The sequence below is a fragment of the Synergistes jonesii genome, from assembly GCF_000712295.1.
In the GTDB taxonomy this organism is placed as follows: Bacteria; Synergistota; Synergistia; order Synergistales; family Synergistaceae; genus Synergistes; species Synergistes jonesii.
In genome coordinates this window covers 61,048-85,357 of the sequence record NZ_JMKI01000016.1, presented here as the reverse complement: position 1 = coordinate 85,357, position 24,310 = coordinate 61,048, and the positions used below count along the sequence as shown (strand labels likewise).

23 protein-coding genes are annotated in these 24,310 nt (G+C 58.9%); all 23 read left to right on the top strand.

The window, feature by feature from the left end; translation table 11 throughout:
* The first annotated feature begins 20 nt into the window (after positions 1-20).
* The 23 genes from EH55_RS04435 to EH55_RS13365 all read left to right on the top strand — a co-directional run bounded on the left by EH55_RS04435 (position 21) and on the right by EH55_RS13365 (position 24,237).
* Entirely contained in the window at positions 21-1,850 is a 1,830-nt protein-coding gene (locus tag EH55_RS04435; protein WP_037975123.1) for a hypothetical protein, read from the top strand.
* 39 nt (positions 1,851-1,889) lie between these two features.
* Positions 1,890-3,566 (top strand): arginine--tRNA ligase, encoded by a 1,677-nt coding sequence (gene argS / locus EH55_RS04430; protein ID WP_037975121.1) that lies wholly within the window; start codon positions 1,890-1,892, stop codon positions 3,564-3,566.
* Positions 3,567-3,589: 23 nt separating this feature from the next.
* Positions 3,590-3,889, top strand: a complete 300-nt coding sequence (locus EH55_RS04425; RefSeq protein ID WP_037975119.1) for a hypothetical protein — start codon at positions 3,590-3,592, stop codon at positions 3,887-3,889.
* Between the two features lie 86 nt (positions 3,890-3,975).
* Complete coding sequence (gene rpsF, locus EH55_RS04420) at positions 3,976-4,260, top strand: 30S ribosomal protein S6 (RefSeq protein ID WP_037975117.1); 285 nt, start codon at positions 3,976-3,978, stop codon at positions 4,258-4,260.
* A 2-nt stretch (positions 4,261-4,262) separates the two neighbouring features.
* A complete protein-coding gene (locus tag EH55_RS04415) occupies positions 4,263-4,817 on the top strand; it encodes a single-stranded DNA-binding protein (protein ID WP_037975115.1) in 555 nt (184 codons plus the stop codon).
* A 21-nt stretch (positions 4,818-4,838) separates the two neighbouring features.
* Positions 4,839-5,081, top strand: a complete 243-nt coding sequence (gene rpsR, locus EH55_RS04410; RefSeq protein ID WP_037975113.1) for a 30S ribosomal protein S18 — start codon at positions 4,839-4,841, stop codon at positions 5,079-5,081.
* 183 nt (positions 5,082-5,264) lie between these two features.
* Positions 5,265-6,218: a DUF2232 domain-containing protein gene (locus tag EH55_RS04405; RefSeq protein ID WP_037975110.1), complete on the top strand. Its 954-nt coding sequence runs from the start codon at positions 5,265-5,267 to the stop codon at positions 6,216-6,218.
* Positions 6,219-6,221: 3 nt separating this feature from the next.
* Entirely contained in the window at positions 6,222-6,668 is a 447-nt protein-coding gene (gene rplI, locus EH55_RS04400; protein ID WP_037975108.1) for a 50S ribosomal protein L9, read from the top strand.
* A gap of 2 nt (positions 6,669-6,670) precedes the next feature.
* Complete coding sequence (gene dnaB / locus EH55_RS04395; RefSeq protein WP_037975107.1) at positions 6,671-8,029, top strand: replicative DNA helicase; 1,359 nt, start codon at positions 6,671-6,673, stop codon at positions 8,027-8,029.
* Positions 8,030-8,083: 54 nt separating this feature from the next.
* The gene (locus EH55_RS04390; RefSeq protein WP_051682640.1) at positions 8,084-9,907 is read left to right on the top strand and encodes an O-antigen ligase family protein; all 1,824 of its coding nucleotides are present in this window, start codon (positions 8,084-8,086) and stop codon (positions 9,905-9,907) included.
* 12 nt (positions 9,908-9,919) lie between these two features.
* On the top strand, positions 9,920-10,573 hold the full coding sequence (locus EH55_RS04385; RefSeq protein ID WP_037975105.1) for a type II secretion system protein: 654 nt from the start codon (positions 9,920-9,922) through the stop codon (positions 10,571-10,573).
* Positions 10,557-11,468: a type II secretion system protein GspK gene (locus tag EH55_RS04380; RefSeq protein WP_037975103.1), complete on the top strand. Its 912-nt coding sequence runs from the start codon at positions 10,557-10,559 to the stop codon at positions 11,466-11,468. The genes EH55_RS04385 and EH55_RS04380 overlap by 17 nt, the downstream gene beginning before the upstream one ends.
* Before the next feature lie 6 nt (positions 11,469-11,474).
* The gene (gene gspL, locus EH55_RS04375; RefSeq protein WP_037975102.1) at positions 11,475-12,695 is read left to right on the top strand and encodes a type II secretion system protein GspL; all 1,221 of its coding nucleotides are present in this window, start codon (positions 11,475-11,477) and stop codon (positions 12,693-12,695) included.
* Positions 12,692-13,162: a type II secretion system protein GspM gene (gspM, locus tag EH55_RS04370; protein ID WP_037975101.1), complete on the top strand. Its 471-nt coding sequence runs from the start codon at positions 12,692-12,694 to the stop codon at positions 13,160-13,162. The genes gspL and gspM overlap by 4 nt, the downstream gene beginning before the upstream one ends.
* Positions 13,159-13,749 carry a type II secretion system protein GspN gene (gene gspN / locus EH55_RS14395; protein ID WP_037975100.1) on the top strand — a complete coding sequence of 197 codons (591 nt, stop codon included), beginning with the start codon at positions 13,159-13,161 and terminating at the stop codon, positions 13,747-13,749. The genes gspM and gspN overlap by 4 nt, the downstream gene beginning before the upstream one ends.
* Positions 13,746-14,729, top strand: a complete 984-nt coding sequence (gspC, locus tag EH55_RS04360; protein ID WP_037975098.1) for a type II secretion system protein GspC — start codon at positions 13,746-13,748, stop codon at positions 14,727-14,729. The genes gspN and gspC overlap by 4 nt, the downstream gene beginning before the upstream one ends.
* Before the next feature lie 3 nt (positions 14,730-14,732).
* Complete coding sequence (locus EH55_RS04355) at positions 14,733-15,137, top strand: type II secretion system protein (RefSeq protein WP_141730497.1); 405 nt, start codon at positions 14,733-14,735, stop codon at positions 15,135-15,137.
* A 106-nt stretch (positions 15,138-15,243) separates the two neighbouring features.
* Complete coding sequence (gene gspD / locus EH55_RS04350; protein WP_081839428.1) at positions 15,244-17,286, top strand: type II secretion system secretin GspD; 2,043 nt, start codon at positions 15,244-15,246, stop codon at positions 17,284-17,286.
* A gap of 1 nt (position 17,287) precedes the next feature.
* On the top strand, positions 17,288-18,781 hold the full coding sequence (locus tag EH55_RS04345; protein WP_037975094.1) for a GspE/PulE family protein: 1,494 nt from the start codon (positions 17,288-17,290) through the stop codon (positions 18,779-18,781).
* A gap of 2 nt (positions 18,782-18,783) precedes the next feature.
* Positions 18,784-19,953, top strand: a complete 1,170-nt coding sequence (locus tag EH55_RS04340; RefSeq protein WP_037975092.1) for a type II secretion system F family protein — start codon at positions 18,784-18,786, stop codon at positions 19,951-19,953.
* Positions 19,954-20,137: 184 nt separating this feature from the next.
* On the top strand, positions 20,138-21,415 hold the full coding sequence (locus EH55_RS04335) for an O-antigen ligase family protein (protein WP_037975090.1): 1,278 nt from the start codon (positions 20,138-20,140) through the stop codon (positions 21,413-21,415).
* A gap of 230 nt (positions 21,416-21,645) precedes the next feature.
* On the top strand, positions 21,646-23,142 hold the full coding sequence (locus EH55_RS04330) for a glycosyltransferase (RefSeq protein WP_051682639.1): 1,497 nt from the start codon (positions 21,646-21,648) through the stop codon (positions 23,140-23,142).
* 93 nt (positions 23,143-23,235) lie between these two features.
* Positions 23,236-24,237 (top strand): glycosyltransferase family 2 protein, encoded by a 1,002-nt coding sequence (locus tag EH55_RS13365; protein WP_051682638.1) that lies wholly within the window; start codon positions 23,236-23,238, stop codon positions 24,235-24,237.
* Positions 24,238-24,310: the final 73 nt, after the last annotated feature.

The following is a 24,310-nucleotide window of genomic DNA, read 5'->3' as shown; positions in this document are numbered from 1 at the left end:
AACGGAGGGCAATTTATTTTATGAATAAAACTTTGCTCGAAAAGGCCTTTGCGCTCGCCTCGGCGTGCGCGTTACTTCTCTGTGCGGCGGCTTCGGCCTCCGCGTGGGACAGCGGTGAAGAAATAGCCCGCCTGAAAAAAGAAGTCCCGTCGCTGGAGACCTTCGGCGTCAACAGCGCGGTGATATGGCAGCGCGATTTCGAATCGAAAATGCTCGCTGACGGCTCTATGGACATCTTCCGACGAACGATAATAATGATGGGCGAGAATGTTCCGTTAGATTGGAAAGCCTCCCGCTATCCCGCTCCCGCGGGCGGCGAGCTGTCTGTGACCGAAGCGGCGTGGTACAACACTATGACCGGCGTGAAAGAGGGCGAACTCCCCGTCGCCGAGGAGAAATTAGCGGGAGGCGCGTCCGTAAAGGTAGTCGGGGTGCCGGATGCCGCCGTCGGCCGCGCCGTAGTCATAGTCACGCACGAAAAGCGCGCTGGGACCTACGGTGTAGACGAGACGATAAACATGGCGGGCAGCCTTCCGATATGGGAGCAGAACGTCAGCGTCGAAGTGCCGGCGGGCATGGAGCTCTTCTGGGCCGGGCGAGATATGAAGGAGCCTTCGGTCTCCGAAAGGAACAACGTCAGGAGCTACAAGTGGCAGGTAATGAATCAGCTGCCGTGGCACGGCGAGGGCTTCGTGCTGAACGAACGTCCTATGCTCTCCTTCAGCACAAGGAAGGGAGCCTCTCAGAGCCTCCGCAAGCTCAACGAGCTTGCGCGGTCCATGCCGCCCATCCCCCTGCCTGCGGCGGTAAGGGGGGACGGGCGGCGCGCCGGCGCAAGGCTTGCGGAATACGTCGCCGCTCCGCAGCGCACGCTTAAAGGCTATCCGGGAGATTACGTAAGAACGGCCGAACAGATTCCTGAGGACGGCCCGTGGACTCCGTGGGAACAGACGTTCATCCTGAAGAGGTGGCTCGAGACGGCGGGCTGCGAGGCCTCCCTCTGGTGGGAGGCTAAGATGCCTCTGGACGAAGCCGTGCCGGCCTCCACGACGCTCTTTGAGGCGCCGGTGCTCGAGGTAAGGGCGAGCGAGAGGGGCAAGACGTCGTATTTCAAAGCGGGCCTGCCCTTCTCGGCGTCTAAGATTCCCTCCTCGATAGCGGGGACGGAGGTTTACGCGCCGACGGACGACGGATATGTATCAAAAAGGCTTCCGTCTGGCGCGTCGTCCGACAACAGGCTCGCGCTGCTGTGGAAGCTCAATCTTGACGATATGGGGAGAGCGGACGGAACTCTCGATGTTACTGCGACCGGCGGCTGGAGCGAGCTCTTCTCCGGCGGTGAGTTGCCGGAGCCGAACGAGCTCTCCGACTTCCTTATAAAGAGAATCAACTTTGCTATCTCCGGGATGGAGATAGCGCCGAGGAAGACCGAACTCCTCCCTACCGGCTACCGGCTCACCTTCGCGGTGCGCTGCGCGCCCGGAATAGTCCACGGCGGCAGCATGCTGCTGCGCCTGCCGGGAGGGGTACCGCTGCAGGTCAGCGAGATGATAAGACAGGAAAAACAGTATACGCTTCGTTTCCCGTTCGTGATAGATCAGAAGGTGCGCATGGACATGCCTAAAGGATACAGGATGCTTCAGATGCCGCCGCTTAAGAAGCTGGGCGACGGCACTAAGGTAGTATTGAAGGAATCCATAACGCACTGGCCCAAGAAGGCCGAGCTGCTCGCGGACAGCGTATGGTCGGTAAAGACGCGCGCGGCGGACAGCATGACGGCGCAGCTGATGAAAGAAGAGCTTGCGGCTACGCTGCGTTGGCCGGTCCTCGACCTGCCGTTCAGGAAGTAGAAGGGCGAAGCATAAAATTTTTAAAAGGAGTGTAGCGTTTTGCAGAACATGACAGAGGAACTTAAGAACGCGCTCGGCGCGGCTGTGAAGGAAGTCGCCGTGGAGAAGGGGCGCGAACTCCCTGAAGGCTTTGAAGTGCGCCTCGAGCGTCCGCGCCAGGAGGGGCACGGAGACTGGGCCACTAATATAGCGATGCAGTTGGCGAAGCCTTTCGACGAAAAGCCGCGAGAGCTTGCCGAGGCGATCATAGCTAAGCTCCCGAACGGCGACCTCATAGAGAGGGCTGAGGTCGCGGGCCCCGGCTTCATGAATTTTAAGCTTTCTTCAAACTGGATAACCGAAACTGTCAGGGCTGCTATAGAAAAGGGAGCCGATTACGGGCGCGTCGACATAGGCAAAGGGCGTCGCGTGCAGGTGGAGTTCGTCAGCGCAAACCCGACCGGCCCGCTCCACATGGGGCACGGGCGCGGCGCCGCGGTAGGAGACATAACGGCCTCTCTGCTCGATTTCGCCGGATACAGCGTGGAGCGCGAATATTACATCAACGACGCGGGGCTTCAGATGGAGCTGCTCGGCAAATCAGCACAGGCGCGCTATTTCGAGGAGCTCGGGCGCGCAAAGGAAGCTCCCATGCCCGAGGACGGCTACCGCGGAGAATATATGACGGACATAGCTAAGGCCTTCGTCGAAAAATACGGAGATTCGCTCGCGGAAAAACCCCTCGAAGAGACCGTCGAAACCTTCTCCGAGGAAACCGGCAGAATGGTCCTCGAAATGATAAAGAAAGACCTTGAGGACTTCGGCGTCAAGTTCGACGTCTGGTTCTCGGAAAAGTCTCTCTACGAAGACAACCTGGTCGAGCCGGCGATGCAGGCGCTGCGCGCCCGCGATTACGCCTACGAGGCGGACGGCGCCCTCTGGTTCCGCTCGACGATGTTCGGCGACGACAAGGACCGCGTCCTTATACGCACGAACGGCGCTCCGACATATTTCACGTCGGACGTCGCCTATCTGAAAAACAAATACGACCGCGGCTTCGAGAAAAATATTTACGTTTGGGGAGCCGACCATCACGGCTACGTGCCGCGCCTCAAATCCGTTAACAAGGCGTTCGGATATCCCGACGACGGCGTCGAGGTGCTGCTGATTCAGATGGTGAACCTGCTGCGCGACGGCAAACCGGTGCAGATGTCGAAACGCGCCGGCACTATCGTCACGCTGCGCGAGATAATGGAGGAGGTAGGCCGCGACGCGGCGCGCCTCTTCTTCGTGATGCGCCGCTGCGACAGCACGGTGGACTTCGACCTCGAACTCGCGAAAAAAGCGTCGTCGGAGAACCCCGTCTTTTATATCCAGTACGCCCACGCACGCATATGCAGCATAGAGCGGGAGCTCGCCGAACGCGGCATAGCGATGCCCGCGATGGACGACTTCGACGTCTCTCTGCTGACGGATCCAGCGGAGGTAGGGCTAGCGAAGGCGATCTCGCGCTTCCCGGAGGAGATAGCGAAGGGCGCCAAGGAAACGGCGCCGCATCTCATAGTCTACTACGCCTCCGAACTCGCCGAGGCTTTCCATTCCTTCTACAACGCGCAGCACGTGATAGGCGCCGAAGAAAAGCTGATGAAGAGCCGCATCCTGCTTGTAGAGGCGGCGCGCGTCACGCTTAAGAACGCCCTTGGCATACTCGGCGTCTCCGCGCCGGAGAAAATGTAGAAAGACGGGAGGGGCGGCTGGGAATGAACGCTCCGAAGCTGCGCTGGGTGCTCTTTACCGCGGCGGTCACCTTTCTGATAGCGGTGCTGCTGACCTCCTTCTTCAAGGAGATACGCAAAGTCGACACGCTCGCCGCCACGCTCGACAAGCGGATGGAAGAGCTTGTCGGGGAGGAGCGCAAGACTCAGAAGCTGAAGCAGGACATCAGCTATTACAGCACTCCGGAGGGCATATCGCGCCTCGCGACGGAGCAGTTCAACCTTGTGCGCTCGGGCGACAGGATTTATAAAATAGAGGTCACTTCGCAGGACAACTTGCAATAGCTCTGCTGCTGAAGTACAATACATAAATGTGTTTCCCTGTCTCTTTTGAAAAGGAGACCAGAGTCCAAAGGGAGGAGGTGAAGTACGTGCGGTCTTACGAAATGGTAGTGATTTTTAAGGCGGACATCGAGGATCATAAAACTGTATCCGAAGATGCGGCCGAGATCGTGCGCGGATTGGGAGCAGAGGTTGAGAAGATCGACCTTTGGGGCAAAAAGCGTTTTGCCTACCCCATCGAAAAAGAGTTAGAGGGCTTCTACACACTCTACACGTTCAAGCTCGACCCAGCTCAGGTCAAGGAGATGGAACGTCTCCTTACGCTCAAGCCCTACGTTGTGCGCCATATGGTCGTCAACCTGGAGGAGAAGTAGCGATGTCGCGTGATTTCAACAGAGTCATCCTGATGGGGCGGCTCGCGCGCGATCCGGAAGTCCGTTTCACGCCGAGCAAGCAGAAGGTAGCGCGCTTCACGCTCTGCACGGGACGCCAGTGGAAGAACAAAGTCACGGGCGAACTGCAGAGCCACACGGATTTCATTACCGTGACAGCGTGGAGCTTTACCGCGGACCTTCTGGAGCGTTACGTCAAAAAAGGCAGCCAGATTCTCGTCGAAGGGCGCATAAGCACGCGCGACTACGACGACGTCAAAACCGGGCAGCACAAATGGGTGACCGAGGTCGTAGCCGAAAACATAGTCCTCCTTGGATCGCCGCGCAGGGACGGCGACCAGAGCGGAAGTTACCAGCAGCAGAATTACGGCGGTCAGCAGCCTTATCAGCATCAAGCTCAGCAGCAGTCCGACGCGATGCCCGCACCGGATATGGGCAGCTTGAGGAACGAGGGCGGCTTCGACGACGGCTTCCCGCTCGACTTCTCGGAACTCGGAGGCGGGGCCGACCAGTCCGGAGACGTAGAGATACCGTTTTAGCAGAAAGAGGTGTAGAGGTAAATGGAAAACGCAGCATTCAACCGCAAGCGCCGCAAACACAGGCCTAAGGTTTGTCATTTCTGCGTGGAAAAAGTCGAGCATATCGACTACAAAGATATCGACAAGCTCAAGAGATATATAACGGAACGCAGCAAGATAATACCGCGCCGCGTGACGGGCACCTGTGCGAAGCATCAGCGCCAGCTCACGCGCGCGATCAAACGCGCAAGGCTGATCGCGCTTCTTCCGTACACGTCGGATTAAAAGATTTTTCCACGGCGCCTGCAGCAAATCTTCAAAGCCGGAAGACTCGGACCTTCGTTCGTCTCTTCCGGCTTTATTTTGCGTGCGCGGAGCTGCGGCGGTTATCGGCGCCCGCGGATAAAATCATGCGGTCTGTTATAATATAAATTATTTCGCGCGGTAACGGCGCGGCGGAGGTCTGACGTGAAAAGAAAGTTATTTGTAGAATGGCTTAGCTGTACGGCTGCGAGCATAGCCGCGTTTACCGTCGCGACGGGCGCGCCTTTTTTGTCTCCGTTCGTCGTTTTCATCGCGCCGTTTCCGCTCATGGTACTGACGAGAAAGCTGGGCGCGCGCGCCGGAGCGCTTGGCGCGCTCTTCGGCACGGCGTTCGTTTTCGGCATGGCGGGAGCTGCCTACGCCTTCGTTTACGCGTGCGGCTTCGGCGCTCTCGGCGCGGCCGAGGGCTTTCTGCTTTCGAAGTTCAAAAGCGGCTCGGACTATATCCTCTGCGCCGTCGCGGCGTCGATAGCGTCGAAGCTGATTCTGATGTATGCCTTTGTAAGCACGTCCGGCGTCAATCCCTTCGCGCTCTCGCACGACGCCGCGCAGTCGCTCATCTCCTCCTTCTCGTCGCTGCTTTCGCAGGGCGGAGTCTCTTTATCTCAGGATGACGTCGGCTCTTACGCGGACACGCTGATTCGCACTGTATCGATGATGATGCCGTCGATGCTGATACTTTTTTCGGCCGCCGACGCTCTGCTCTGCTACGCCGCCGCGCGGCTTTATTTCAAAAAAACGCCGGAGGTGAAGCTCCCGCAGCTTCCGCCCTTCGCGCTGTGGCGATTCCCGCAGAATATTTTCTGGGCGCTGCTCGCGACGCTCGTCCTCGACGTAGCGGCGAAGGCTTTCCCGCAGGAAGCCGTGCTTAAGACGCTATCTCTGAATCTTATGGAGGTGCTGCGCGCGCTTTTCCTCGCCGAGGGGCTGTCGCTCTTCTGGTATTTCCTGCGTTCCTTCGGCGTGAGCAGAGCTGTGCGCGTCGTGCTCATGCTGCTTTGCATATTTTTCTCGCCGGTCTCGTATATACTGTCGATGCTCGGCATTTTTGATATATGGTACGATTTACGGAAGAGGATAAAAATAAGGAGGAGATAGATAATGAAGGTCATATTGAAACAGGATGTCGCCAAGGTCGGCAAAAAAGGAGATCTGCTCGAGGTCTCGGACGGATACGGACGCAACTTTCTGATCGGGCGCGGGCTCGCCGAAGAGGGCACTCCCGGCAGGCTGCGCGAATATCAGGAGCTTCAGAAGACCCAGAAGCTGCGCGACGAAAAGCTGCGCAGGGCGGCCGAAGAGGCGAGGAAAAAGCTCGCCGGCAAGCTCGTTTCCGTCAAGGCGAGCGCCGGCGAAGGCGGAAAGCTCTTCGGAAGCGTGACTTCGGCTCAGATCGCCGACGCCCTCGCGGTCCAGTACGGCGCCGACATAGACAAAAAAGACATAAAGATAGACGAGGCCGTCAAGCAGAGCGGCTCGTACCCCTTCAAGATAAAACTTTATCCCGGCGTCGAAGCGGAGATGACTCTCAGAGTGGAGACTGAGTAGATTTGGAGAATCCCGGCGGCTTCGAGAGGATACCCCCCTTCAACCTTGAGGCGGAGCGCTCGGTGCTCGGCTCATGCCTTCTTGACTCCGGCGCCCTGGTCGCGGTGATGGAGAGCCTCTCGCCCGAAGATTTTTACGACCCGCGCCACCGCAAGGTCTTCGAGCTGATGATCGGCATGGCGGAGCGCGACATAGCGGTAGATGCGCTGACCTTCCGCGAAGAGGCCAAAAAGCAGGGGCTCGAACAGACGATCGGCAACCTTTCCTTCATCGCGTCGCTCGCGGAGTCCGTCACGACGACGGCGAATGTGGAGTATCACGCCGGAATAGTGCGCGATAAAGCGGTGCACCGCTCTCTGATAGTCGTCGGCAGCGACATATCGAAGCTCGGCTTCAGCGAAGATGTCGGCGTCGACGACGCGCTTGAAACGGCGGAGCAGCGCGTATTTGAGATCGCGCGCAGCGGAAAGGCGGTCAACCTGCGCTCTACCCACGAAGTCCTCACCTCGGCGATGCGGGACATCGAAAAGCGCCTCGCCGGCGGCCTCGCCGTCACAGGCGTGCCTTCCGGCTTCCGCGATTTCGACAGCGTATCGGCGGGACTGCAGCCCGGCGGGCTTTACATCTTAGCGGCGCGTCCGTCGATGGGGAAAACGGCCCTTGCGATAAACATCGCGCAGCACGCTGCGATGCGGGAAAACGTCCCGGTCGTCATCTTCAGCCTGGAGATGTCAGCCGAGCAGATCGTGCAGAGGATGCTCTCGTCTGAAGCTAAGGTCAACCTCAGGGAGCTCTTCGAATCGAACCGCCAGCAGACGGAGCAGTGGCAGAAGCTTAAGGAGGCGGCGGCCGCTATCGAGAAGAGCCCTGTGTTCATAGACGACACCTCGCAGCTGAACACGGTCGAGCTGCGCGGACGCTGCCGCAGATTCTTCGCTAAGCACGGCGGAGGGCTTGGGCTCGTGATAGTCGACTACCTACAGCTAATGCAGGCCGCGCGCAGGATAGAGAACCGCACTCAGGAGGTCTCGGAGATATCGCGCACGCTGAAGAGCATCGCGCGCGAATTCAAAGTGCCGGTGCTCGCGCTGTCGCAGCTTTCGCGCGACGTCGAGAAGCGCGACAAGAGCAACAGGCGCCCGCAGCTCTCCGACCTGCGCGAAAGCGGCTCTATAGAGCAGGACGCCGACATGGTCGCCTTCCTCTACCGCGAAGCCTATTACGCTCAGGAGAACGACATGAACGACGCGACGGCCGAGATGATCATCGCGAAAAACAGAAACGGGCCGACCGGCAAGATAAATCTCGTTTTCTTCCGCGAATTCTCGCGCTTTGAAAGCGGCTACGGCAACGGCTATTAAATTCAAATTTTTTAAGCGGGCCGTGGCGCACGGCTCAAAGCAGGTGGCTTATTTATGAAAAATTCGGGTAGAAAAGTATACAGGAAAGAGAATCCGCGGCTGCCGGCGTCGGGGCGCGCCCTGCCGCTGCTGCCGAAATGGATATTTTACCCGCTGATCCTCATATCGCTCGCGCTGCCGAACCTTATCTTCTCCGGCCCCTCCTGGTTCGACACGCTGCATATAATGAAATGGGCGTGGACGATGGTGCCGGTCGCCCTGCTTTCTCTGACCGGCGGTGCGGTCCTCGCGCTTTACGGGCCGGAGCGCACCGGCTTCCGCTTCGACGGCTTCGCCCTGCTGTGGTTCGCGCTGCTCGCCTTCGTTACGCTTCAGCCTCTCTGGGCCGACATCTTCGCGCGCTCCACCTATATGAAGGAGTGGTTCTTCTTCGCGTCGCTCTTCGCCGCCTATGTGCTCTGCTATAACCTCTTCGGCAGCGAAGAGGCGCTGCGGACGGCGCTCTGGCTCGCGAACTGCAACGCCGCGGTCAACGTAGTCTTCGCCGAGCTGCTGCTTAGGGGCATGAACGGAGTATGCCCGCTGATAATGAACGTCCCGGGCAATTACATCGGCAACACCGGACAGCAGGAGATGTTCGGCCTCTGGATGGCGATGGCCGTGATGAACGGGATATTCCTCCATACGAGTTACGCGCGCATCTCGGCTTCCGCCGCGCGGGGAGGGCGCCGCTTTGCGGCGCACGCGAACTTGCTTCTGCTCGCCTTCAACTCGTGGGGGCTGTGGAACTCTACGACGCGCGCCGGAGTGCTCTCTCTTCTCACCGGCGTCATAATAATTTCGCTCGTCGTATGCAGATGTAAGGATAAGAAACTTCTGAAGCCGATAGGCGCGGCTTCGCTTATCGTCCTTCTGGCGCTCGCGTTCAACATCAGCATGGGGCATTTCGGATGGAGCCGCTCCTACTCGCTCATCAGCAAGGCGTCGGACATGCTCGTAAACGCGAGGAACGTCGGCGCTCGGAAAGAAATATGGATGACGAGCTGGAACGTCGTTAAGGAGCATCCTCTGGCCGGCGTGGGGCTCGGCCACTTCAAGTGGCATTACCTCGAGGCGCAGGGCAGGGCTCTGAGGGAACACCCCTGGATGAAGTGGCAGTTCACCTATTGGGCGCACAGCGAATATCTGCAGTGGCTCGCCGAATTCGGCCTCTTCGGCGCGCTCGCGCTGCTCGGCGCGATGCTGTGGTGGCTACGAGCCTTCGTGCGCGCGCTGTCGCGTAAGGAAAATTTATCGGACATGGCCGTCTGGGGCTGTGCGATGATATTCCTGATATGCTTCGACGCGCTCTTCAGCCGCCCCTTCCACCGCATCGAAAACGTTATATGGCTGTCGCTCGCCTTCGCCGTCGTCAACAGGGAGATTTTTCCCGAAAGCGGCGCGTCGGAGAGGATACGTTTCTCGGCGGCCTATAGGAGCTTCGGCGTTTTCTTGGCCGCCGTCTCCGTCGCCGGGATGCTCTTCCTGGCGTCGGGCTGCGCCGCCGACAAGCGGCTGCGCGCCGCTACGTTGACGAACAGCGCTTCGCTGCAGCGCGCCCACATCGACGCGGCGATGAGGAGCCTGATGGAGCGCGACGAGGCGAACGAGCAGCTCGCGTATCATCTGCTCTCCGTCGCTAAGGCGACCGGAAGGCCGGAGGATCTGCGTGCGTGCGTCGGGCAGCTCCTGAAGAGCTTCGGCACGCGCCCGCAGGCGAAGCAGCTCTTCGAGCTGGCAGAGATCGTGCGGCGCACAGGCGATGGAGCGCTCTTCGAGCGGCTCGCGCCGTATCTGCATCCCTCCGCGCTCGGAGAGGGCGCGGCGAGCGCGGATTGACAGCGGAAATAGATGCGCGGCCGCGCGGGTTTTACGTTGATCGAGATAATGATCGTAGCGGGGCTTGCCGGCGTGATAGCCTCCGCCGAGCTGGCGCCGCTCGTTTTTACCGTCGGCTCGCTCGATGAAGCGCAATCGCGCTGGGGAGTGCGGCGCAGCCCGGCCGCCGCTGTGGAAAGGATATATTCCGACGCGCGCAGGGTCGTGGCTAACCCCTCCTTCCCCTCCTTTAAGGTGATCCACAAGAGCGGCCTCTCGCGGGAGAACGACGACCGGCTCGTCATCTGGAGCGGGGCGCCGAAGTTCGAGGGGAAGGGTACTGGCGTCGTGGTGTACAAAATCGCCGGCGGAGGCCCTTTCGAGTCGGAGAAGCGTGGGCTCTATCGCTGGACGATCGTCGGCGAAGCGTCGCACGGCGCGGCCTCCGGCGACAGCTCCTCCGGCGGCGCGAAGAGCCCGATGGACGTCGACACCGACGCTCTCGACGCGAAGGATGCGAAGCTGACGCTCGCCGGAGCGGAGGGCGTGCGCTTCCAGATCTACGGCGGAGAAAAATGGGAGGACGATTACGCCGGCGCCCTTCCAACGGCGCTGAGGACGAAAATTTTTACGAGTCGCGGAACGTATTCTCACACCGGGAGGTTCCCCAATGCCGCTAAGAAGTAGAGGCTTCATCCTTATCTCGGTGCTCTTCGCGACGACGCTGCTGCTGACGTCGGCCACGGCCTTCGCGTGGTTCGCGCGCACCGAGGCGAAGCGTGCGGCGGCGCGCGAAAACATTCTGAAGTGCCGCGGCGCGGCCGAGATCGCCGCTGGAATCGCCGGCAAAAAAATCGCCGAGGACGCCAACGGCTACGACGGTTTCGACGAGCCGCTGTACGCGCCCGGGCAGGACGTCAGAATCGAAATAGGGAATTACGCCGTCACTGTGCATATGACGCCGCTGAATGGAAAGATGCCGCTGAACGCCATCCTGCTTCCGGACGGCGTGACGCCGCGAGCGGAGTATAGGGCGGCTTGGAACGCCATCTGGGAAGAGGCGGGGCACGTGGAACTCGCGCAGCGCGTGATAGATTTCATCGACGTCGACGACAGGCAGAAGCTCGGCGGCGCCGAGAGCGAGAAAAATATAAACAGGCCGCTCTCCGACCTCTGCGAGCTGAAGGCTCTGCCGGAGATCGACGACGCGATATTGTGGGGGGACGAGGAGCATCCGGGCGGCGTCGCAAGGTATCTTGACGTGCTCGGTGGGCAGAAGATAAACGTCAACGTGGCCGAGCCCGAGATGATAGCGAAGCTCGACCCTGAAATTTCGCTTGAGACCGCGCGGGGCGTAGCCTCGTCGCGGCTTTCGCGGCCGATAAAGAGCCTCGATGATCTGCGCCGCGTGCCGGGTTTTCCTCCTGCGCTTGCCACAAAGCTCGCTAATGTGATAGGCTATGAAAGCACGGATTTTCTGCTTGAGATGCGCGTCGAACCGAAAGGCGGGGCGCCGAGAAATTACAGAATCAGGGTGCGCAGGAGCAAAGGTAGTTGTATGATAGAGGAATGGGAAGGGTAGCGCAGGGTGAAAGGGGGATTCGGGCTGATAAAGGTCAAAAAATTATTTGGTGGGAGCTCGGCTTCCGCGCCGCTCGTAGGAGCGCGGCGCAATATAAAATTTTACGGCCCTTCGCAGGGCGCCGGCGGCGCCGTCTCCGGCGAAAAAAGGGTCTTCTTCGTCCCGCTGCGCACCGCGGTCCTTTACCCCTTTTCGTACCCCTTCGGCCGCAGAGGCAGCCTGAGGAACGCGATTTCCTTCTCGTTCCGCCCGATACTCGGCGGCCTCGCCGAAAGGCTTTCGATGATTCCGCAGATAACGGAGCAGCGCGCCGACCTGACGCGCGGCGCCGCGTGGTTCGTCTCCAAAGAAGAGGTCGAAGAGTGCGAGGAAAAATTCGGCAGGGAGATCGTCCTTCTGCCGGCTCCCGCCGCGTTCGCCTCGGAAGCTGAAGGAGGCGTCGTCGTCTGGCGGGGCGTTTCCGGCTGCTGTGCGATATGGTTCGAAGAGGACCTTACACCGCGCTTTTATAAATACATGTCTCCTTCCGAGGGGGGAGCCGGCGAGCTCGCGGATCTGATGCGCGGCTACGCCTCCTCCTGCGGCGCCGAGATAGCGCCCGGCAACGTGCGCATAATCGACGGCGAAAGCCTGTCGCGGGAAGAGCTGCGCCGCGCGGCCGAAGCTTCTTTCGCCGCGTCGCCCTCCCTATCCCGCCTGGACCTTTCGAGCAGAGGGACTTCGACGGCCGAGCGCTGCGACGCCTTTTTCGCCTCCTGCTTCGCCGCTCTGAAGGCGGCCTCGGCTGTCGGCCTGATTTTTTTGATTCTTTCATCGATATTGCTCATACAGAACAAGCGCGCGGCGTCTTCCTTCGAAAGCGCGCCGCGCGAAATATACACCGCCGCGCTCGGAGGGACGAGCCGCAGCCCCCTCGCCTCCGCGACGAAGCAGCTCGGCCTGCTCTCCGGCGGAGGAGTACAGCTCACGCTCGACGGGACTCTCGCGAACTTCGCCGCGGCTTGGAAGGAGCTGCCCGACGCGAAAGCCGTGCGGATCGACGCTATACGCTACGGCCTTGAGCGCACAGAAGTTGAAGGACAGGCGTCGAAGGCGGAGGATATACAAAAGCTCCGCGACGCGCTCGGCAGGAACGGCTTCGCCGCGAAGACCGGCGACGTCCAGCGGATTCCCGGCGGAGGAATGCGCTTCACACTCACCCTCTCCGAAGGGGGGCGCTCTGAGTGACGCCCCTCGAAGGATTGTGCGAAATGCCCGAGGCTAAGCGTCTGCGCTCCGCGGCGCTCGTCACGTTGCTGATATGGGCGGCGGCGCTTTCCGTCTTTTCGCTCGCCCTCTCGGCCCTCGCCGAGAACGAGGAGCGCGAGGCCGACGCGGGACGGGTGCTTTCGGCGGCTGTGAAAATAAAGTCCTATCCGAGCTCCGCGCCCTCCGCGGGCAAAGAGCCTCTTGCCGCGCTCTCGGAGATAGTGGGGAAGCTCGGGCTTCAGGAGAGGGTCGCGCAGCTCGCGTCGTCGCCGTCGGGGCTCGTGCTCCAGCTGAACCGGCTTTACGGCGACGAGTTCTCTAAGCTCGCCGAGGATCTCCGCAGGAACGGCCTTTCCGTCAAGACGGCGGAGATTCGCGCGCTCTCGTCGCAGAAGGACGGGCGGCTGATAAACGTTACTCTGACTGTCGAGGGCTCGAGGGAATGAGAAAGTACGTCGCAGGCGCCGCGGCCGCACTCGCGGGAATAGTATGCGGCGTCATCATATTTTTCCCCTGGAAGACGGCGGCCGATACCGCGGCGAATCTCGCCGTCGGCTTCGCCGCCGAAAACGGGATTTTCTTGACTATCTCTTCCTCGGAGGTGGACGGGATATTTTCGAAGCGCTTTAGCTACGGCGGCGTCGCCGCGGACTTTCCCGTCTTCAGGCTTGCGCTGCGCGAAGCTTCGTTCACGCCGTCGATGATCTCGTCGCTCCTTTCGCGCAAGCTCAAATGCAGGATCGAAACGGGGCGCGGCAGCCTCGTGCCGGTGACGCGCCAGTCTCTTGAATGGGACTCCGGCAGCGCTCGGCTCACGCTTTCCGGCGGCGGCGCCATGCTCGACGACATCGCGCTCGTCGGAAAAACTTCTTTGACCGGCAGAGCCGAGCTCTCTTCAGAGGGCAGCCTGATGCGCGCCGAGCTCCTGCTCAGGACCTCGCCGGAGATGGACAGGGCGCTCGAGCTCGCGAAAAATCTGGGCGTCGTCAGGCTCACGAAAATAAAAGAGGGCGAGTGGAGGATTCAAAAATGAGAATATTCTCCTTCGCAAAAGATAAAATGAACGGCGGCGCGCGGCGAGGCGAGGCTAAAAGATTCGGAAAAATTTTCGCCTCGCTCCGTTCGCCCTTTGAAACGCGCGGCGGAAGCGGAAAGGCTTTGCGGGGCGCGCTGCCGGCCCTCTTCGTCGGGGGGCTGCTGGCGGCGCTCTGCCTCTGTCTCATGCTGAAGGGCGCGCTTCTGGGCGCCTCTCTGGATGCGCAGAGGAGCGCGGCCGTGAGGGCGGCGCTGCGCGCCCCCTCCTTCGCGAACGCCGGAAGCGCCGGGGAGCTCGGGGACTTTACGCGGGCCAACCCCTTCGGCGCCGAAGCGCGCGGCGCAGAGAAAGCGCCGTCGCGCTCTCCCCTATCGGCCTTTACCCTGCACGGTACGCTGCCGAACGTCGGCGCGTGGATATCCGGCCCCGAGGGGATGCGCCTTTATCTGAAGGGGCAAAGCGTGGGCGGCTATAAGCTTGTGAATATAAAATACGGGGAAGCGCTTCTGGACGACGGGAGGGAAACGCATCCGCTCTTCCTCCTCCTCTCCGGCGGGGCCGCGGTCAAGTCGCCGCCGCCTCCTCCTCCCGCGGCTGCGCAATCCGCGGCGCGCGCCCCGGCGAAGCCGAAGTTAGACTTCTCCGGCGTAGAGCCGGCCTCGGCCGACAGGGAGGGCGCCGTGCCGCGAGAGCTCGTCGACGCGCTTTTGATGAATCCTTACGACGAAATCGGGAAAATGCGCATGGTGCCGGCGGAGAACGGCGAAGGGATGCTGCTGCAGCGCATCGACGGCGACAGCGTATTCGCGCACGTCGGGGTCCTTCAGGGCGACGTGATACAGGCCGTCAACGGCGTCAAAATAACCAACATGGGAGACGCGGCTAACGCCGTCAATTCTCTGATGGCCGGTTCGCGCTTCGACGTTTCGGTCATGCGCGGCGGCAAGCCTCTCGAATTGAAGTATCAGGTGAGATAACGCGTGCCGCGTCGGAGGGGCTTTACTCTGATAGAGGTCATGCTTGCGGTGATGATTCTCGCCGCGGTCGGCACCGCCTCGCTCAAGCTCGTCATAATGGCTCAGAAGACTCTTGCCGAGACAAGCGAGAGGGAGGGGCTTCTGAACGAAGCCGAAGCCGTCGAGGCCGGCGTCGTCGTCGGAGAGCTCGGCGAAAGCGGGACGAGCGGAGATATAACGTGGACTACCGCAGCGAAGGAGACGGAGATGTTCGGCAGGGATTTCGGAAAGCTGAGATTCGGCGCGTCGGCCGACCAGGCGCCGGACGCGGGGCGCCTCTCGTGGCGCGAACTGACGATCCGCGATAAAAAGGGAAGAGAGCTGACTCTCTATATCGCGGCGAAAGAGGAAGAAAACGCCGGAAATTGATTTATCGCCGAGATGAAAATCGGCGGATAGAACGGCGAAGAAATGAATAAATAAAGTAAAATAACAACAGTTTTCCGCTTCATCGGGACTTTCGGGAGTGAAGACAATGCATTGGAAGAAAACGGTAATTTGCGCGCTGTTCGCCGCGTCCATATCTTTGAGCGCCTGCGCTCTGCCCGCCGCGGAGCCTGACCAGGAGGAACAGAACCTGATAACCGCAGCGAGGGAGATGCGCGCGGCCGGCCGCGTCCAGCTCAACTTCAAGGATCTGGAGATGGCGAAGTTCATCCGCTTCATGTCCGAGCTGCTCGGCGAAAATATACTCGTCAACCCCGGCATATCGGGCAGGGTGTCCGTCGTTTCTCCGAAGGCGGTGACGCTGAAAGAGGCGCGGCAGGTCATGCTCTCCGTACTTGAGATGAACAACCTGGCGATTCAGGAGATGGACGGCTATTCAAAGGTGATCCCGCTCTCCGGAGGCGCCGCGAGCAATATGGTGATCAAGGGAGACCAGAGCGTCGAGCCGGGGGAGAGCGTGATGGTACAGCTTGTGCCCCTCTCCTACGTCAAGGCCGGCTACGTCGTCTCGCCGCTGAAGATGGCGATACCGCAGCTGCAGGTCTCTCCGATAGGCAACGGCAGCGCGGTGCTGCTGGTGGGCAAGGCGTCGCTGCTTGCGCGCGCGGCGGGGGTGGTACGCGCTATAGACGCGCCCGACAGCATACGCTCGATAAAGGTCTTCTCTCTGCAGTACGCGAACGCGAAGCTGCTGGAAGCGCAGCTGAACGCTATAGCGAAGGACGCGTCGTCCAAGCTTGCGGGGATGTCCGCCGTCGCCGACGAACGCACGAAGCGCGTGATACTCGTCGGCAGCAGCCAGAACCTTCGCGAGGGCGAGCGCATAATAAAATCTTTGGACGTGCCGTCGCGCACAGAGGATTTCCACGTTTACAAGCTGAACAACGCCGACGCCAAGGCCGTTGCCGAGCAGCTGTCGCAGATACTCGCGGTCGCCGCGAAGCTTGCGCCCGACCCGAAGGGCGTCATGCCGGCCACCGTGGTGCCGGACCTGCCGACGAACAGCCTTATCTTCACGGCATCGCAGGAGCAGTACAACTCGCTAAAAGCCATACTGGAAAAGCTTGACACTCAGCCGAAGCAGGTAATGCTGCGCGGCCTCATCGCCGAGGTGAGCCTGAACAAGCTGAACAGCGCCGGCATAGACTGGGCCGCCTGGGGCGGCGACCTCTTCGGCAGCGTCGTCGCCGCCGGCAACATGCAGCTCGGCAGCACCGCCGTGACGTCGGACATTCAGGAGCTCTACCAGAAGCTTATCACGAAAGAGGAGCTCGTCGAAAGGAACGGCAGCACCTATTCGCAGACGAACACGGAGGGGGCGGCGCTCGTATACGCCTACATAAAGCTGTTGAACAAGTTCGACGCGATCAACGTCCTCTCGATGCCGCGGCTGATGTGCACCGACAATCTGAAGAGCTCTCTGCAGGTCGGGCAGGTCATACCGCAGCTGAAGGGCAGCCTTACGAACCAGACGAACACGAACTCGGTCACGAATTCCTACGAATACAAGGACGTCGGGCTTATACTCAACGTGACGCCGCACATCAGGAGCGGCAACCTCGTCGCGCTCGAGATAGAGCAGAGTATAGAGGACCTCATGACGACGATGAACTCCGTGACGCCCGTCACGTCGAAGCGCGAGGTCAAGACGAGCGTCCTCGTCGCCAACGGCGAGACGGTCGTCATCGGCGGCCTCATCAAGGAGGCTGAGAAGGAGCTGCGCAACCGCGTACCGCTCTTCTCCTACATACCGATCGTCGGCAACCTTTTCAAATCGAGCGAAAAACAGCGCGAAAAAGTCGACCTGATGATATTCCTTACGCCGTACATACTGGAGACGCCGCAGCATGCATCGCAGATAACGAACGACATAATCCGCGACGGGCAGAAGCTCAGCGAGGCGGAGGACATTCTCCTGCGGCGCAACAACAGCGATTATCAGAAGGCCACGAGGCAGCAGGGGGTCACGCGCGACATGCTCGACCCGAAGCGCGGCGCGGCATCGGCGGACGTGACCGAGCAGCGGACGCCGGCGGAAACGCCGGAAGTGCCGTCGGATAATTCCAAATAAGATGACAGAGTCGTTGAAAGAGCTCGGCGCGTCGCCGGAAAAAGTCCTCGATCTGATACCGGAAGGGGTCAGCCTTGACGCGCTGCGCGACAGGGGCTTCGTCCCGATATCTTTCGGCGGCGGCGTGATGACCTTCGCCGCGTCGGATTACTCCTGCGCTGTGGCGGCGCAGCTGCTTGCGGCCTCCGCCGGCGCGAGCGCGGAGGTCAGGCTCTTCGCGCCGGCGGAGATTCAGAATCTGATACGCGCCCTTTACGATATAAAGAGCGGCGTCGGCGAGGAGACGCTGAACGCGATAGAAGAGATCGACGACCTCTCGGAGCTCGCGCGGCAGGAGGTCATGAGCGACAGCGCCGATGCGCCGGTAGTCAAGCTCGTGAACGGCATATTGATGGAATCTCTGCGCGAACGTGCGACGGACATACACATCGAACCTTACGAGGACCGCGTCGCGGTGCGTTACCGCATCGACGGCGTGCTCTCCGACAGATACATGCTCTCGAAGGGGCATCAGGCCCCGGTGACCAGCCGCGTGAAGGTCATGGCGAACATGGATATCGCGGAGCGCTTCGTGCCGCAGGACGGAAGAATCGGCATAAGCCTCGGTTCGCGTCTCGTGGACATCCGCGTCAGTTCTCTGCCGACCCAGCACGGCGAACGCCTCGTCCTCCGCCTGCTCGACAAAGCGCGTGGGCTTCTCACCCTTGAGGATCTGGGGATGAAGGCCTTCGAGCGTGAAAGGATGGAGGAGCTCATCCGGCGCCCGAACGGTATGATATTGTTCACGGGGCCGACGGGCTCCGGCAAAAGCACGAGCCTTTACGCGATACTTCAGAGGCTCGCGCGCCCGCAGGTGAACGTCATCACGGTCGAGGACCCTATCGAATACGATCTGCCGGGCGTCGGACAGGTGCAGGTGAACGAGAAGGCCGGGCTCACCTTCGCGAACGCGCTGCGCTCCATCCTGCGTCAGGACCCGGACATAATAATGATCGGCGAAATGCGCGACTTCGACACCGCGCATATAGGGATACAGGCGTCGCTCACCGGGCATCTCGTCTTTTCGACGCTGCACACCAACGACTCGATAAGCGCGGTGACGCGCCTTGCGGATATGGGAGTCGAGCCCTATCTAATAGCAGGCTCGCTGCTCGGCGTCGTCGCCCAGCGGCTCGTGCGCCGCATCTGCCCGCGCTGTAAGAAAGAGATAGAGACTTCCGGCATCGTGCTTAAGGGCGGCGTGACGAGGGCGTGGCGCGGCGAAGGCTGCGACTACTGCGGCGGCAGCGGCTACAGGGGGCGCTTCGGACTCTACGAGCAGTTCGACGTGACGCCGGAGATACAGGAAGCGATATCGCGCGGCGCTCCGGCGCACGAACTAAGGGAGCTCGCGCGCAAGGGCGGCTTCGCCACGCTGCTCGAACTCGGCCTGCGGGCCGTAAGCGGCGGCGAGACAACGCCGGAAGAGATGCTGCGCGTCGTAGGCGAGGCGTAATTATGCCGCTCTACAGAGCCGAGGTCTATACGGCCGACGGCGAAAAAAAAACGCTGAGCAGAGAGGCCGCGGGAGAAAACGATCTGCTGCGCGAGCTCGCCGCTCAGAAATACACGGTGGTCTCCGTCAAGGAGCAGAGGCCGCGGGCCTTTTCGCCGACGGGGCGGAGGCGCGCGAAAAAACTTACGTTGGAAGAGCAGCATATCTTCTGCACGACTCTCTCCTCCTTCATGAGGAGCGGGCTTTCGCTGACAGAGATTCTCGCGCTGCTTCAGAAACAGACCCTCGATAAAAACCTCAAGCCCATATACACGCGGCTCCGTGAATCCGTCGAAGACGGGCGCTCTCTCGCCGCGTCGATGGCCTCGCTCGGCGTCTTCCGAGAGAGCCTCGTCGGCATGGTCGAGTCAGGCGAAATGTCCGCCTCTTTGGCTGACATTCTCGAAAAGGCCGCGGAGCTGATACAGAACGAAATATCTCTGCGCCGTAAAATCCAATCGTCGCTGACCTACCCCGTGCTGATGCTCTTCGTTGGGCTCGGCGTCGTCGTCTTCCTGCTCAGCTTCGTCGTGCCCAAGCTGACGGCCTTAGTCGTCGAATCAGGCGCCGAACTGCCCTTCGTCACGAAAGCGTTGATATTCCTCTCCGACGCGGTGCGCGTCGGCTTCGCCCCCTTCCTCCTCGTCGCGCTCGCCGCGTTTTTATGGATAAGGCGCAGCGGCAGAAAAATTTCTCTGCCCTTCTTCAAGGACATCCGCGACAACATGACCTTTTCCCTCATATTCAGCCAGACCGGGACTCTGCTGCGCTCGGGCATGCCGCTCGTTCAGGCGCTCAGGCTGACGGAGCCGCTCGACCCGGTCAAGGGGCGCCTGCCCGCCGTCGCCGAGCGCATCAGAGAGGGCTACCGCTTCTCGCAGGCGCTGGAAAGAGAGGGCTCCTTCCCAGAGGAGATCGTGACGATAATCCGTGTCGGAGAGAGCGGCGGCAGCCTTCCCGACGCGGCGGAGCGCCTCGGCCGGAACTGCTGGGAGTACGCGCAGAGCTCGATGCAGAAGTGGGCCACGCTCGCCGAGCCTATGATAATATTGCTCATGGGCGCGCTCGTAGGCTTCGTGGTGATCGCGGTGCTTTTGCCGATATTCGACCTGTCGAGCTTGGCCGGAGGGTAGGCGCGATGCGCGTTTACCGCCCGTTTTGTTATAGACGCGTTATATTCTTATGTTAGTATTGTGTATTATGTGGACGGGAAAAATAAGCGCTTTATCTTGTGAAAAGATTTTTGATGCGTCTTACGGAGTGGCGTTGGGTTTAGCCCTGTTGCGGAATTTATATCATTTGGGGAGGTAAGTGCCGATGGACTTTCCTTATGTTGCGCAGATAAAATGCCGTGTACGCGGCTTTATGGGCGACGATGGCCGCCGTTTCAGAATGGCGCAGACTTTGTTCATCTTTTCGATATGCTTTGGCTGGTATCTGCCGGATTTATTAAGGCGGGTTTCCCTTTTTGCCGCTCTTCTGCTTACTAAGGGAAAGCGGCGGGATATAAGTACGGATAGATGGGATAGCTTTACAAAATTTGCGATGGTGACGTTATGCGTTTTCTTGGCCTGGGTGATCCTTGATCCAATGTTATTCGGCGACGAGGCGCTGGCGGAACGTCTTAAAGGTGTGGCCAGGCCCATTGAGGTGGCGCTGTGGGTTTATGGCGTCATGCTCTACGCAAGGGATGATTTTTTTGTCAAACGTATGAGCGCTTTGTCAATAAGCAGCGGGATATTTTTTGCCACCGTCTCTTTCATCCAGAGGGCATATCTCGGCTTTGCCAAGACCGATGAGATAGAATGGGTTCTTTGCAAGTACACATTGCACGCCGGAATGATCATCCTGGCGTTGCTGCCGTGGTTGTTTTATAAATTGACAGAGGCGGGGGAATCCAGGAGGCGCAAGCAGCTGCTCGCCGCAGGCATTATCGAGATGGTGATCGTGGCCGTTCTGACCTATTACCTTACCATAATGGTTTCTTTGGCGGCCCAGCTCTTGTTTATCGTGCCCTATATGCTCTCCAGCCGGGAGATAAGGCATTCCCTCAGTTTGAAAAATTTTTCTCTGGCGCTCTTAGTGCTGATTTGCGTTTTTTCTGCCGCCATGTGCGTCAAAGATATAAAAAAAGAGGTATTCGACCAGTACAGGCAGTTGAGTATGATAAATAGAGATTTTTCCGATTTTACGACGAAAAGAGACGAAATTTGGACGGAAGCCATGGATTTAGTCCGGTTAAAAAAAGCGACGGGGTTTGGCTGGGTCGACTACTATGATTATTCAAAAATAAGAAAGCCGCACCCCCATTCGAGCTATATTGAGGCGGCCTTCCACACTGGAATGCTGGGGGCGCTGCTTTATTTCGCGTCTATAGCGTCGTTGTTTATTGCGGCGGCGAAGAAGATCGTCGTAGATAAAGACCGCTCCGCCGTGCCCTTTGTCGTGGTGTCTATCTTGATTCTTTTTGCTGTGGCGGGATCGGTGGAATCGTTCTTTTATGTCCGCAGGCAAATCATGATACCGTTTTGGAGTACCGCATGCCTTGTGTTTGCGCCGGTCATGTGCGAAGAAAAGAGGACAAATCCGCTGTAAGCAGGTCATATTGATGAGGTGTAGTCGGTTTGAAGAAAATTTTAATCGGAAGTCCGGTTAGGCAAAAGGCAAATATATTAAGAGAATTTTTGCTCTCGTTGAGCGAGCTGAACAAAGAGGATCTACAGGTCGCATACCTGTTTGTCGACGATTGTGACGCTTCAGAATCCTCCGATTTGTTGCGTACGTTTAAGGCTGATAACGCTGAAGTGGATATTGTGGACTCCAGCATGATTTTTTTAAACAGGACGTCATACGACGGACATAATTGGGATGGCGAGCTGATAGAGAGAGTCGCCGGGCTGAAAAATGCCATCATAGACTATGCTCGGAAAATGGGGTGCGACTTTCTATTTTTAGTGGATTCAGACTTGGTATTGCATCCTGAAACGCTGCGGCGGCTCCTTTCCGTCGACAGAGAGATAGTGTCGAACATTTTTTGGACAAAGGTATCGAAGGGCGACGACTATGAGCCGCAGGTATGGCTGATGGATCAAGGCTTCTTGTACGACCCGGCCGATCCCAGAACAAAAAACCGCCTTTACCGGACCGTGAAGAAGATGGAGTTCATCTCTGCGCTGAAAGAAAAGGGGACCTACAGGGTAGGCGGCTTGGGCGCCTGTACTCTCATTTCACAAAAAGTGCTGTCGGCGGGGGTAAACTTTGACAAGCTCTATAACATCTCATTCTGGGGGGAAGACCGCGCTTTTTGCATTCGCGCCGTCGCCGCCGGCTTTGAGCTGTTCGTGGATACGTTTTATCCGGCTTATCATATATACAGAGAGAGCTACCTTCGGGGCGTGGCTGAATATAAAAAAAGCGGCTTTTCATTTACAGACGAGATGGATGATTTGTCATTCAGCGATAAAGCGAGGAAGTATCTGCGCGTGATGAAAACGGGCGTAAGGTATAGGCTGTATCATATATACGAAGAAATAAGATGGAACACTAAACTTACCGCTTTGCTGCGGCGCTTTAAGAAAAACGTCGGATCGGACGTCCCTAAGATAACGCTTTCGATGGTTGTGAGAAACGAAGCTTCGGCATATCTGGCGAAGATGCTGGCAAGCTGTGCGGAATACATCGACGACGCCGTCATTATAGACGACGCGAGCACCGACGATACGGTCCGAGTCTGCGAAGAGGCTCTGAAAAATATACCGCATAAAATCATCAGAAACAGCGTATCGATGTTTTCCACGGAATGGCGCTTGCGGCGGCTTCAGTGGGAAGAGACTGTAAAAATGCGCCCAGAATGGGTGCTCTTTCTGGATGCGGACGAAATCTTCGAGGCTCGCTTCAAGAATGACATACGGAGAGTCCTGAGCGAAGACCCTTACGTTTATGTGTATGCTTTTCGGCGCTATGACTTATGGGACGAAAAGCACTATCGCGAAGATTCCTTATGGAACGCCCACCTGCGCTACGAAGCCTTCATGCTGCGCTACGACGAAGACTTTCAATATCTATTTACGAAACGCACCAACCAACATTGCGGTAGGATGCCTAACAACATAAAGTACCTTAAAAGCCGCAATTCTTCGCTGAGGCTGAAGCACTACGGATGGATAGACGAGGATAAAAGAAGGGAAAAATATGAAAGATATATGCGGCTGGATCCGGAAGGAAAGGACGGCTCCCTTGAGCAGTACAAATCTATTCTGGACGAAGTCCCTCGTCTTGTGGAGTGGAAAGATGAAGATGGAGCGGCGAATGACGGCGCTTAACCGAGTTTTATCGCGCCGGCGCCGTCTTCGTTCGACCGTTCATATGGGCAGGCCTGCCCGCGGGAGATTCCTGATAGAGGCGGTGGGCGTGCGTTGAGCGAAGTCAGCGTCATAGTCCCGATATATAATCAGAGGGAGATGCTGCCCGCGACTCTCGGCTCCCTCATCCGGCAGGATTTCGCAGATTTGGAGATCGTCGCGGTCGACGACGCTTCGACGGACGGCGGCGCGCAGCGCGCCTGTGAGATACTTTCGCGCGGCGGAAGAAATTATAAGCTGATACGCCTCGGAAAAAACGTCGGCTGCTCGTCGGCGAGAAACAGGGGGCTGCGCGAATCGTCGGGCAGATACGTCCTCTTTTTCGACGGCGACGACATGGCGGAGACGGGTTTTATCTCCGCGCTGCACGCCTCAATCACGGAAAACGGCGGCGACTTCGCGTCGTGCGGCTATAAGACGCACGACCCATTGAGCGGAGAGGTGAAAGATTTTCCCCTTGTCGTGCCGGAGGGGCTGAGCATGGAAGAGGTATTGGAGCTGCGCATACTGAACAAGCTCGACATCCCGCACTGCGCGACCCTTTACAGAAAAGATTTCCTGACGGGCAGTGCGATCGCCTACAAGGACGGCTGCAGCGCCGGCGAGGACGTAGAATTCCTGATAAAGGTCCTCTGCCGCGCGAATAAGTGCTCCTTCGTGCCGGACTGCCTTTACATCTACGTCCAGCACGAGGCGATGGGGTCGCGCGCCGAGATAAAAAATAGAAAAAAGAAAATCGAGCGCTATCTGCATCACACCGAGGCGCACTTCCGCGAGGCCGAGTATATAAGAAGGAACGCGAGCGGGAAAAGGCCTCGCCTCTTGGCCGAGGATATGCTCCTGCCCCTGGCGTACCTCCGGCTGCTTTCCTATTTCGCGATGAGCGGCCAAAGGGAGCGCTTCGACGCGCTGCTTTCGTCTAAGGACATAAGGCGCGCGATACTTAAGAGCCGCGGCGCGTTTTTCATCAAGCCGGAGGTCTTCCTGCGCGGCTGCGCCGCTCTGCTGCTGCCGTCGCTGTATTATAGCAAATACAGCGGCTACGCGGGGCGTTGACGCCGCGGAGAGAAAAGCCTTTACAAAGCCTCGCTTATAAAAGACAATAGCGGCTGGAGGCTTTATTATTCAC